The sequence below is a fragment of the Pseudomonas sp. RA_35y_Pfl2_P32 genome, from assembly GCF_963970735.1.
Taxonomy (GTDB): domain Bacteria; phylum Pseudomonadota; class Gammaproteobacteria; order Pseudomonadales; family Pseudomonadaceae; genus Aquipseudomonas.
Genome location: NZ_CAXAQF010000022.1, coordinates 99414 through 111092, shown reverse-complemented (window position 1 = coordinate 111092; position 11679 = coordinate 99414). Strand labels below are relative to the sequence as shown.

Genomic DNA, 11679 nt, shown 5'->3' with positions numbered 1-11679 from the left:
AATACTCATGTAGCTGTGACTGGCCATACGTCCCACTCCTTTGTGTTCGGAGTGGCAGGCTAAGACAAAAAGAAAAACTTCGGTTGTAGGGCGCTTCTGAATTTAGTGTATGAACCACAAAAACAACAAACCCGGCACATGGCCGGGTTGGTCGTTGAAGCCAGATATGTTTACTTCACAACAGGAGCAACCCCATGCGACGCCTGTTGCGCACTGCGCTTGTTCTTGATGCCATAGCAGACCCACATGAACAGGAGCCATACCGGAATCGCGTACACCGAGATCTGAATGCCCGGGATCATCAACATGATGCCGAGGATAAACACCACGAACGCCAGGCAAACGTAGTTACCGTACGGGTACCACAAGGCCTTGAACAGCGGCCTCTGCCGGGTGCGGTTCATGTGCTGGCGGAACTTGAAGTGGGAGAAGCTGATCATCGCCCAGTTGATCACCAGCGTGGCAACCACCAGCGACATCAGCAGTTCCAGCGCATGTTGCGGGATCAGGTAGTTGAGCAGTACCGCCACCAGGGTCACCGCGGCCGAGGCGAGGATCGAGCGTACCGGCACGCCGCGCTTGTCGATCTTGGCCAGGCCTTTGGGCGCATCGCCCTGCTCGGCCATGCCCAGCAGCATGCGGCTGTTGCAGTAGGTCCCGCTGTTGTACACCGACAAGGCCGCGGTCAGGACCACGAAGTTGAGGATGTGCGCGGCGGTGTTGCTGCCCAGCATCGAGAACACCTGGACGAACGGGCTACCGCTGTAGGAGTCGCCCGAGGCGTTCAGGGTGCTCAGCAGGCTGTCCCATGGGGTCAACGACAACAGGATCACCAGGGCGCCGATGTAGAAAATCAGGATCCGGTAGATCACCTGGTTGATGGCCTTGGGGATCACGGTTTTTGGCTGGTCGGCTTCTGCGGCGGTGAAGCCGAGCATTTCCAGGCCGCCAAAGGAGAACATGATGATCGCCATCGCCATGACCAGGCCACTGACGCCATTGGGGAAGAAGCCACCGTGTTCCCACAGGTTGCTTACCGAGGCTTGCGGGCCGCCGTTGCCGCTGACCAGCAGGTAGCTGCCCAGGGCAATCATGCCGACAATCGCCACCACCTTGATGATCGCGAACCAGAACTCGGCCTCGCCAAAGACTTTGACGTTGGCCAGGTTGATCGCGTTGATCATCAGGAAGAACACCGCCGCCGAGGCCCAGGTCGGGATCTCAGGCCACCAGTAGTGCACGTATTTACCGACCGCGGTCAGCTCCGACATACCCACCAGGATGTACAGGATCCAGCAGTTCCAGCCCGACAGGAAGCCGGCGAACCCACCCCAGTATTTGTGCGCGAAGTGGCTGAAGGAGCCGGCCACCGGCTCTTCGACGATCATCTCGCCCAGTTGGCGCATGATCATGAAGGCGATGAAGCCGCAGATGGCGTAGCCGAGGATCATCGACGGGCCGGCCGACTTCAGTACGCCGGCAGAGCCCAGGAACAATCCGGTACCAATCGCGCCACCGAGGGCGATCAGTTGAATATGGCGATTTTTCAGGCCGCGTTTCAGCTCGCCTGAATGCGAGGTTTGTCCACTCATGAAAGGGTCTCACGCAAGGTTTGATGATGTTCGTTAAGACGTTGCCGTCCGGATCAGGATCCGGCAGCGCCGATCAAACCCCAGCGCAAGCACCAGGAGTTCAGCGTATTTACAACGGTCATGCGTCACCTGTTTGTTTTTATCTGTGACGAAATCGAACCCGACACGCTCGTGACGCGGCGGAGTGAACAAGGCGGGTAGCCTTGAGAATTGCGTGATTACGCAGAGGGTCACAGGTAAAACGCGGCGCATTGTACACCGCTAACCCCCTGCTGCCAGACCTCGCTGGATCAGCGTGTCATTGGCCGGGATTGCCTGTGTCCGCCTCGAAGGTCGCGGGCGACTGCAAAAATAGGTTCAGACCTTTGCGGGTCCGTGGCGGGGGTGACGGAAAAATCGCCCCTCGAAGAGAGATGAAAATGACTCACGGCGTACATTGCGCCTCCTTCTTGTTATGCACCTGCACGACAGGCATGGGGCGCATGACACCGCGCAATGACCTGTGAAACAAGCGGGCCAGAGCCTTGGAGGGTGGTTGTGGCGAGTGCGGACGGAAAATTTTCCTTACAGCTTGGCAAGTACGACGATTCCACAGGGGCGATCCGGGGTTTTCGTCAGGTTTTCGTTACATGCCGTAACGCCGATTTTCCAGCCGGGACGCTCGACTGTGGGAGCAAACCGGGCGCGCGCTGCCTGAATCAGCGTGGCGCATTGAAGAGCATCGCGAGCAAGCTCGCTCCCACAGCACAGCAGTTTCAAGCAGGCAAAAAAAAGCGCCAACCCTGAGGTTGGCGCTTTCACTTGCAACTTACCGCTTGAAGCTTACCGCTGCCTCAAACTCACTCCGGCTTGCGACGGCCAAAGCCAGGACGCTGGCCGGAACCGGCCGGGGCGCCGCGACGCTTGCCCGATGGCGCGTCACGGTCGACCAGGACAATGCCTGGGCGCTTTTTCGGCGCAGGCTTGGCCGGGCGGTTGGTGTCGGCCGGACGGTCTGCCACTGGCGTACCACGACCTGCCGGAGCGCCACGGCCTTCACCGCGCTCTGTGCGACCATTGGCCGGACGTGGCGAACGCGGACCGCGCTCACCATCCTGACGCGCTGCCGGCTTGCGGCTCGGACGCTCGCCTTCGATATGCGGCTCACGTGCTGGACGCGGAGCGGCCGCCGGGGCGCCGGCGGCTGGACGCAAGGTGCGCACACGTTCGGTCTTGCCCATCGGACGCGACGATTTACGCTGCATACGATCGAGTTTGTCTTTGCTCTTGGCATTCATCTGCGGCATGGCCACTGGGGTCAGGCCGACTTCAGCACTCAGGATGTCGACTTCGTACTGGCTCATTTCGCGCCAGCGGCCCATCGGCAAGTCGGAGTTGAGGAACACCGGACCAAAACGCACGCGCTTCAGACGGCTGACCACCAGGCCCTGGGATTCCCACAGGCGACGCACTTCGCGGTTGCGACCTTCCATCACCACGCAGTGGTACCAGTGGTTGAAACCTTCGCCACCTGGCGCCTGCTTGATGTCGGTGAACTTGGCCGGGCCGTCTTCCAGGACCACGCCCGCCTTGAGGCGCTCGATCATCTCGTCGTCGACTTCGCCACGCACACGTACCGCGTACTCACGGTCCATTTCGTAGGAAGGGTGCATCAGGCGGTTGGCCAGCTCACCGTCGGTGGTGAACATCAGCAAGCCAGTGGTGTTGATGTCCAAGCGGCCGATGTTGATCCAGCGCCCTTCTTTGGGACGCGGCATCTTGTCGAACACGGTTGGGCGGCCTTCCGGATCGACACGGGTGCAGATTTCGCCGTCGGGTTTGTTGTACATGATCACGCGGCGGACCGATTCGGCCGCTTCTTCACGCTTGATCACCTTGCCATCGATGGTGATGGCGTCGTGCATGTCGACACGCTGACCGAGCGTGGCGTCTTTGCCATTGACCTTGATTCGGCCGTGGCTGATCCAGGCCTCTACGTCACGGCGCGAGCCGACGCCGATACGGGCGAGGACTTTCTGCAGTTTTTCGCCTGCTGGGCCGATTTCCTGGTCGTCTTTCTGGTCGTTGATACTCATCTGGGCACCTCCCGGTGTGGTCTGTTCAGGCGTGGCCTGAAGTCGTAAAAGCGGGTCGTCTGGCGAAGGGATCGCCAAAGGGTCGCGAATCATACGCTCATGACGCGGCTCGCGCATCAGAGACTAGCTGATAAACGGTCGACTATCGGTTTTTTCCGCTGATCGGTGTCAGTCGTCAAACTGCCGGCGTTCGGCCTCGATGGCTTGGGCCAGCGCCAGGGCTTCGGCTTCCTCGTCGCTCAATTCGGGCTTCGGCGGCTCCAGGGCGGCAACCGCGGCCAGGAGTTTTTCCCGGGCCTCGGCGACACCGAGGATGTCGGGCTCAGGCTCGGACTCGGGTTCTACCTCAACGGCAGGCGCGACCTCGCCCGTCACCGGCCCCTCGCCGGGCTCGCCATCGCGCAGCAGGTCGTCGAAGTCGGTCTTGATTCCCTCCTCCATCGAGTCCAGCTCCAGCAACAGACTATGGAAACTGGTTTCGTCCTTCGGTTCTTCCGGCTCGGCACTGGCGTCGGCCAGCGCCTGCAGGCTGGGCGGAACCGGGGCGTCGTCGAACTCGAGCATAGGCTCGGGCTCCAGTTCGCGTAGCTCGGCCAGGGGCGGCAGGTCGTCGAGGTTCTGCAGGTTGAAGTGGTCGAGAAAGGCCTTGGTGGTGGCAAACATCGCCGGTCGCCCGGGGACCTCGCGGTAGCCGACGATCCTGATCCACTCGCGCTCCAGCAGGGTCTTGACGATGTTGCTGTTGACCGCCACCCCCCGCACATCCTCGATCTCGCCACGGGTGATCGGCTGGCGATAGGCAATCAGTGCCATGGTCTCCAGCATGGCCCGCGAGTAGCGCTGCGGGCGTTCCTCCCAGAGGCGCCCGACCCAGGGTGAGAACTTTTCGCGAATTTGCAGGCGGTAGCCCGAGGCGACTTCCTTCAACTCAAAGGCCCGGCCTTCACAGGACTTGCCCAGGATCGCCAGGGCCTTCTTGAAGACCGGCGGTTCCGGGCGCTCGCCTTCCTCGAAGAGCTCGAACAGGCGCTCCATCGATTGCGGTTTTCCCGAGGCCAACAGAAAGGCTTCAAGCAGTGGCGCCAGCTCGCGGGGTTCACTCAGATTCATGGATTTTGCTCGTTAATCGGCTCGCGCCCGCACATGGATAGCCGCATAGGGCTCATTCTGCACCAGCTCGACCAGGGATTCCTTGACCAGTTCGAGGATCGCCATAAAGGTCACGACCACACCCAGGCGCCCTTCTTCGGCAGTGAACAGCTCGACAAAGGGCACAAACCCGCCGCCCTTGAGCCGCTCCAGCACATCACTCATGCGCTCGCGGGTCGACAAGGCCTCGCGACTGACCTGATGGCTTTCAAACATGTCGCCACGGCGCAGCACCTCGGCCATGGACAGCAGCAACTCACTGAGCCGGACCTCCGGCAACAGTTTGCGCGCCCGCGCCTCGGGGGCGTCCAGCTTGGGCACCACCACGTCGCGGCCGACCCGACTCAGGCCATCGATGCCTTCGGCCGCCGCCTTGAAGCGCTCGTACTCCTGCAGGCGGCGGATCAGTTCGGCGCGCGGGTCGTCTTCTTCCGCTTCGACCTCTGCCGAACGCGGGAGCAGCATGCGCGACTTGATCTCGGCCAGCATCGCCGCCATCACCAGGTACTCGGCGGCCAGCTCCAGGCGCACCGACTGCATCAACTCGACGTAGCCCATGTACTGACGGGTAATTTCCGCCACCGGGATGTCGAGGATGTTGATGTTCTGTTTGCGGATCAGGTACAGCAACAGGTCGAGCGGACCTTCGAAGGCCTCGAGGAAAACCTCAAGGGCGTCCGGAGGAATGTACAGGTCCTGCGGCATTTCCATGACCGCCTGGCCGTAGACCATGGCAAACGGCAGTTCCTGCTGCGCGCCCGCCTGGCTGTCGACGGTTTCCACCACCGACATTCAGGCCTCGGCCATGAACGGGGCTGGGTCACCGCAGCCGACGCGGATCACTTCTGGCTCGCCATCGGCCAGGTTGATCACCGTGGAGGCCTTGATACCGCCAAAGCCGCCGTCGATGATCAGGTCGACCTGATGCTCGAGCAACTGGCGCATTTCGTAGGGATCGGTCAAGGGATCGCTGTCGCCGGGCATGATCAGGGTCACGCTCATCAGCGGCTCGCCCAGCTGTTCGAGCAAGGCCAGGGCAATCGGATGACTCGGCACCCGCAGGCCGATGGTGCGTTTTTTCGGGTGCAGCAACAGGCGCGGCACCTCGCGGGTGGCGTTGAGAATGAAGGTGTACGGGCCCGGCAGGTGGGCCTTGAGGATGCGGAAGGTGCCGGTGTCAATCTTGGCAAACACCCCCAACTGCGACAGGTCGCTGCAGATCAGCGCAAAGTTGTGCTTGTCGTCCAGTTGGCGCAGGCGCCGCACGCGTTCTACGGCGTTCTTGTCACCGATCTGGCAGCCAATGGCGTAGGACGAGTCGGTGGGATAGATCACCACCCCGCCGGCGCGGATGATTTCGACAGCCTGTTTAATCAGGCGCGCTTGCGGGTTTTCCGGATGAATCTGGAAAAATTGACTCACATTTTCTACCTGTTCAGACGGCGGCAATAATTGGGTCATGTTTGAATCGACACCAAAGCGGTGGCAGATCCTCCGGGAGCGGGCGGTACTCGCCGATCTCGGACCAGCCTCCGGGGCCATGGAAATCACTGCCGGCACTGACCAGCAGACCGAACTCACGCGCCAGAATGGCCAGGCTACCGACCTGCTCGGCCGGTTGATGCCCGTTGACCACTTCGATCGCGTGACCACCTGCTTGAATATAGTCGCCAATCAGGCGTCGGCGTTTGCTGCGGGTGAAATCGTAGTGCCACGGATGGGCCAGGCTGACCCAGGCGCCGGCGGCGCGCAGGGTGCCGACGGTTTCCTCGAGGGTCGGCCAGTGTTGCTTGACGTCCCCCAGCTTGCCGGCGCCCAGCCATTTGCGGAACGCTTCGGCACGGTCCTTGACGTAGCCGGCGCGCACCAGATAATCGGCGAAATGCGGGCGGGCCGGGGCATTGCCGCTGTCGCCGAGTTCCTGTTGGATGGCCCGCGCGCCTTCCAGCGCCCCGGGCATGCCCTTGAGCTCCAGCTTGCGGCTGATTTCTTCCGAGCGCAGCCAGCGCCCATCACGCAACCGGGCGATGGCCTCGACCAGTGCCGGGGCATTGACGTCGAAGCCGTAGCCCAGCACATGGATGGTGGCGCCCCCCCAGGTGCAGGACAACTCGACACCGTTGACCAGTTGCATACCCAATGCCTGCGCAGCGGCGCGGGCCTCGTCGAGGCCTTCAAGGGTGTCGTGGTCGGTCAGGGCCAGGACTCGCACGCCTTTCTCGAACGCCCGCGCCACCAGTACCGCAGGCGCCAGGGCGCCATCGGAGGCCGTGCTATGGCAGTGCAAATCAACATTCACAGGATGTGTAACCTCAAATCAGCTGGCGCTATCGCGACCCAATATGTTTGTTATTATGCCGCCACATCCTGCTTCTGGCTGCCACTGTGAAACAATTCATCGACTTCATCCCGCTCCTGCTGTTTTTCATCGTCTTCAAAATCGACCCCCAGGTCGTCGACATCGCCGGCTATCCATTGACTGTAGGCGGTATTTACAGCGCCACCGCGATGCTGATCGTCAGTTCCCTGGTGGTGTATGGCACCTTATTCATTACCCAGCGCAAACTGGAAAAAAGCCAATGGCTGACCCTCGTCGCCTGCCTGGTGTTCGGTAGCCTGACCCTGGCCTTCCACAGCGAAACCTTCCTCAAGTGGAAGGCGCCGGTGGTCAACTGGCTGTTTGCCCTGGGGTTTATCGGCAGTCACTTCATCGGCGAGCAACTGCTGATCAAGCGCATCATGGGCCACGCGCTGACCCTGCCGGATGCGGTATGGACCCGCCTGAACATCGCCTGGATTGGTTTCTTCCTGTTCTGCGGGGCCGCCAACCTATTCGTCGCGTTTACCTTCCAGAGCATCTGGGTCGACTTCAAGGTCTTCGGCAGCCTGGGCATGACCCTGCTGTTCCTGGTGGCCCAGGGTATCTACCTGTCCCGCCACCTGCACGACGCCGACCCCACTACGCCAAAAACCGAGGACTGACATGCTTTACGCAATTATTGCCACAGACGTCGCCAACTCCCTGGAAGCGCGCCTGGCCGCCCGCCCTGCGCACCTTGAGCGCCTGCAACAGCTCAAGGCTGAAGGCCGCGTGGTCCTGGCCGGTCCGCACCCGGCAGTGGACAGCAATGACCCAGGCGCCGCAGGTTTCACCGGCAGCCTGATCGTCGCTGAATTTGCCTCCCTCAAAGCCGCCCAGGCCTGGGCCGATGCCGATCCGTATATCGAGGCCGGTGTCTACGCCAGCGTCCTGGTCAAGCCGTTCAAGCAAGTCCTGCCTTGAGCCTCGCGGCGCGGTGAACCTTGTGTTCATCGCGCACTCCATAGTGCTCGCAATGATTGTTCCAACCCACCCGCCTCAGGTTTTTCACCAACCCCTGCCCTGCTGACCCCTCAGCCGCACGGGTTCGTCGTGGCATGCCAGTCGCGCGCCCAGCCCTGCATTGCGATATCGTTGCCAGGAATGGCCCCCCCACATCGACAATGGCTAAATTGAGTGAGTCATGAGCGAGCTGTTACTGATTGATGATGACCAGGAGCTGTGTGAGCTCCTCGCTAGTTGGCTGAGCCAGGAAGGCTTTGTCGTACGCGCGTGCCACGACGGCCTGAGCGCACGCCGCGCCCTGGCCGAGTCCGCGCCGGCGGCCGTGGTGCTGGACGTGATGCTACCCGACGGCAGTGGCCTGGAGCTGCTCAAGCAACTGCGCAACGACCACCCCGAGCTGCCGGTGCTCATGCTCTCGGCCCGTGGCGAGCCGCTGGACCGGATCCTCGGCCTGGAACTGGGGGCCGACGATTACCTGGCCAAGCCCTGCGATCCCCGGGAATTGACCGCCCGCCTGCGCGCCGTGCTGCGCCGCAGTCACCCGACGGCGGTGTCCAGCCAGGTCGAACTCGGCGACCTGTGCTTCAGCCCGGCGCGGGGCGTGGTCAGCATCGACCAGCAGGAATACACCCTGACCGTCTCCGAAAGCCGCTTGCTCGAAGCCCTGCTCAAGCAACCTGGCGAACCGCTGGACAAGCAGGAACTGGCGCAGATCGCCCTGGGCCGCAAGCTCACCCTCTACGACCGTAGCCTGGACATGCACGTCAGCAACCTGCGCAAGAAGATCGGCCCCCACCCCGACGGCCGGCCGCGCATCGTGGCCCTGCGCAGCCGCGGTTACTACTACAGCCTCTGAGTACTCAAGGCCGGCGCCAATGTCAGGAGCGCGCACGGCCGTCTTTACCCAAGCTTTACGCTTCGCTGACCGCCGCTGACCTTGATCTGCGTAATCTGCACTCATCCGGAACACACCGGGAACGAGACAAGGAGATACACCATGCGCAAGACTCTAATCGCTCTGCTGTTCGCTGCCGCCCTGCCCACCGTTGCCATGGCCATGCCAGAAGGCCAGGGGCCGATGGGCCCGATGGACAGCCCACGCCACGGCGGTCAGATGCACGGTCACGGCAAAGGCCCGTACAGCCAGCTGGACCTGAGCCGCGAACAACGCGAGCAGATCCGCAAGATCATGGGCGAGCAGATGCACGAGCGTAAGCAGCTCGTCGACAAGTACCTGGAAAAACTGTCGCCAGCCGACCAGAAAGCCATGAAAGACGAAATGGCCGCCCGGCACCAGAAGGCCGAAGACGAAGTTCGTGCGCTGCTCAAGCCTGACCAGCAGCAGAAATTCGACGCCTTCCAGAAAAAGCAGGCCGAACGCAAGGCCGAATGGGCCCAGTTCCAGGAATGGAAAGCGAAACAACCGCAAAAAGCGCAATAATGCTCTAGCGCTCCTCCCCCAGCCCAATGGCTCCCCGCCATTGGGCTTTCCTTGTTTGAGGGTTTCCCGTGCGTTCATTGTTCTGGCGCATTCTCGCCAGTTTCTGGCTGGCCATCGCCCTCGTCGCAGGGCTGTCGATACTGCTCGGGCACATGCTGAACCAGGACGCCTGGATTCTCAGTCGGCATCCCGGCCTCAATACCCTGGCGCAACAGTGGACTCAGCTGTACGAGGAAAATGGCGAGGACGCCGCACAAACGCTGCTGGAAAAACGTAAACGGCGCTATCACGTCGACGTCCAGGTGCTCAACGAAAGCGGTGACCCGGTGGTGCGTGGCACCTTCCCGCGCCGCGCGGCGGCCTTCGAGGCCCGGCAGAGTGACAATAACGATCGGCACCTGCCGTGGCGGCGCCTGACCGACGAGTACACCAGCCCGAAAACCGGCGAAACCTACCTGCTGATCTACCGCATCCCCCACCCGGAACTCGATGCCTGGCACCGCGAAAGCCTGCTGTGGCCCTTGAGCGCGCTGGGTATCGCGCTGGTGGTGCTAACCCTGTTCAGCCTGCTGGTGACGCTGTCCATCACCCGCCCCCTGAGCCGCCTGCGCGGCGCGGTACATGACCTGGGCCAGACCACCTACCAGCAGAACAGCCTGGCGCGCCTGGCCAACCGGCGCGACGAGTTCGGCGTATTGGCCAATGACTTCAACCGCATGGGCGCACGCCTGCAGAGCCTGATCGGCAGCCAGCGGCAATTGCTGCGCGATGTGTCCCACGAACTGCGCTCACCCCTGGCGCGCTTGCGCATTGCCCTGGCCCTGGCCGAACGGGCGAGCCCTGAAGAACGGGAAAAACTCTGGCCCCGCCTGACTCGCGAATGCGACCGCCTGGAGGCCTTGATCAGTGAAATCCTGGTATTGGCGCGGGTTGATGCCGATAACGCCAGCGCCGAGGCCGTGGACCTCAACCTGCTGCTGGGCAGCGTGCAGCGCGATGCCCAGCTCGCCTCGCCGGACCAGCAGATCCGTGTCGAAGCCGAACCGCACCTACAGCTCAAGGGCTGGCCGACCATGATTGAGCGGGCCCTGGACAACCTGTTGCGTAATGCCCAGCGCTTCAACCCGAGCGGGCGACCGATCGAAGTCCTGGCCCGACACCAGGGTGAGCGCATCGTGCTCAGCGTGCGCGACCACGGTCCCGGGGTCGACGCCGAGCATCTGGTGCAGTTGGGCGAGCCCTTCTACCGCGCCCCCGGCCAGAGCGCCCCCGGCCACGGCCTGGGCCTGGCCATCGCCCGCCGCGCCGCCGAGCGCCACGGCGGCAGCCTGACCCTGGCCAATCACCCGGAGGGAGGGTTCATCGCCAGCCTGGAGCTGCCACTGGAGCCCGGAGCAATCACTTGAGCCAGGGGGCGTTACTCAGCCCTGGGCCGACCAGGCGCTGACAAACTGCGTCAGGTCCACCTTCTCGGCAATCCGCGGTTCTTTCTGCGGAGTGCCCAGGTACAGGAAGGCAATCACTTCCTCCCCGTCCGCCAGACCCAGGCCCTTGGCCACGTGGGCCGAATACGCCAGCTCGCCGGTGCGCCATACCGCGCCGATGCCCTGGGCATAAGCTGCCAGCAAAATCCCGTGGGCCGCGCAGCCCGCGGCCAGCAATTGTTCGGATTTCGGGTACTTGACGTGATCCTGCAAGCGCGCGATCACCACCACCACCAGCGGCGCTCGCAGCGGCCCGTTGCGGGCCTTGTCCACCACCGCCTGCGGGGCCTCGGCATCCTGCAACAGTGCGGCCTGGGCCAGGACCTCGCCCAATTGCTCCCGCGCCTGACCTTCGACCGTCAAGAAACGCCACGGCTGCAGATGCCCGTGATCCGGTGCGCGCATGGCGGCGCCAAACAGCACGTCGCGTTGTTCGGCAGTCGGTGCCGGGTCAAGCAAACGCGGAACGGAAACACGGTTGAGCAAAGCGTCGAGAGCCTGCATCGGCCACCTCCTGAAAAAAAGTTTGGCTATTCTAGCGGTAACTGCCCACCGGATGCCGGTTTACATGCCCCGCCCCGCAGGTAGAATGGCGCCCTCCCCACATCAGCCG

At 62.6% G+C, this 11679-nt stretch carries 12 protein-coding genes; 5 read left to right on the top strand and 7 right to left on the bottom strand.

All coding sequences use genetic code 11. The annotated features are described in order from the left end of the window. Nucleotides 1-170: 170 nt before the first annotated feature. From AACY45_RS21735 to AACY45_RS21710, 6 genes are all read right to left on the bottom strand, one after another. On the bottom strand, nt 171-1592 hold the full coding sequence (locus tag AACY45_RS21735) for an amino acid permease (protein WP_339547321.1): 1422 nt from the start codon (nt 1590-1592) through the stop codon (nt 171-173). A gap of 839 nt (nt 1593-2431) precedes the next feature. Then, entirely contained in the window at nt 2432-3667 is a 1236-nt protein-coding gene (gene rluB, locus AACY45_RS21730; protein WP_339547320.1) for a 23S rRNA pseudouridine(2605) synthase RluB, read from the bottom strand. A 168-nt stretch (nt 3668-3835) separates the two neighbouring features. Further along, nucleotides 3836-4777, bottom strand: a complete 942-nt coding sequence (gene scpB / locus AACY45_RS21725) for an SMC-Scp complex subunit ScpB (protein ID WP_339547319.1) — start codon at nt 4775-4777, stop codon at nt 3836-3838. Nucleotides 4778-4789: 12 nt separating this feature from the next. Beyond that, nucleotides 4790-5548 (bottom strand): segregation and condensation protein A, encoded by a 759-nt coding sequence (locus AACY45_RS21720; protein WP_339547323.1) that lies wholly within the window; start codon nt 5546-5548, stop codon nt 4790-4792. A gap of 60 nt (nt 5549-5608) precedes the next feature. After that, the gene (locus AACY45_RS21715) at nt 5609-6238 is read right to left on the bottom strand and encodes an L-threonylcarbamoyladenylate synthase (RefSeq protein WP_339547318.1); all 630 of its coding nucleotides are present in this window, start codon (nt 6236-6238) and stop codon (nt 5609-5611) included. Nucleotides 6239-6251: 13 nt separating this feature from the next. Further along, a complete protein-coding gene (locus AACY45_RS21710; RefSeq protein WP_339547317.1) occupies nt 6252-7115 on the bottom strand; it encodes a PHP domain-containing protein in 864 nt (287 codons plus the stop codon). Nucleotides 7116-7201: 86 nt separating this feature from the next. Between AACY45_RS21710 and AACY45_RS21705 the strand changes: the two genes are divergently transcribed. The 5 genes from AACY45_RS21705 (at nt 7202) to AACY45_RS21685 (ending at nt 10988) form a co-directional block, all read left to right on the top strand. Beyond that, nucleotides 7202-7798, top strand: a complete 597-nt coding sequence (locus AACY45_RS21705) for a septation protein A (RefSeq protein ID WP_339547316.1) — start codon at nt 7202-7204, stop codon at nt 7796-7798. 1 nt (nt 7799) lies between these two features. After that, on the top strand, nt 7800-8099 hold the full coding sequence (locus tag AACY45_RS21700; protein WP_339547315.1) for a YciI family protein: 300 nt from the start codon (nt 7800-7802) through the stop codon (nt 8097-8099). Nucleotides 8100-8319: 220 nt separating this feature from the next. After that, nucleotides 8320-8997, top strand: a complete 678-nt coding sequence (locus AACY45_RS21695) for a response regulator transcription factor (RefSeq protein ID WP_339547314.1) — start codon at nt 8320-8322, stop codon at nt 8995-8997. 141 nt (nt 8998-9138) lie between these two features. Continuing rightward, nucleotides 9139-9582: a Spy/CpxP family protein refolding chaperone gene (locus AACY45_RS21690; RefSeq protein ID WP_339547313.1), complete on the top strand. Its 444-nt coding sequence runs from the start codon at nt 9139-9141 to the stop codon at nt 9580-9582. Between the two features lie 68 nt (nt 9583-9650). After that, nucleotides 9651-10988, top strand: a complete 1338-nt coding sequence (locus tag AACY45_RS21685; protein WP_339547312.1) for a sensor histidine kinase — start codon at nt 9651-9653, stop codon at nt 10986-10988. A gap of 15 nt (nt 10989-11003) precedes the next feature. Here the strand turns inward: AACY45_RS21685 and AACY45_RS21680 are convergent, their stop codons facing one another. After that, complete coding sequence (locus tag AACY45_RS21680) at nt 11004-11570, bottom strand: NAD(P)H nitroreductase (RefSeq protein ID WP_339547311.1); 567 nt, start codon at nt 11568-11570, stop codon at nt 11004-11006. Between the last annotated feature and the right edge of the window lie 109 nt (nt 11571-11679).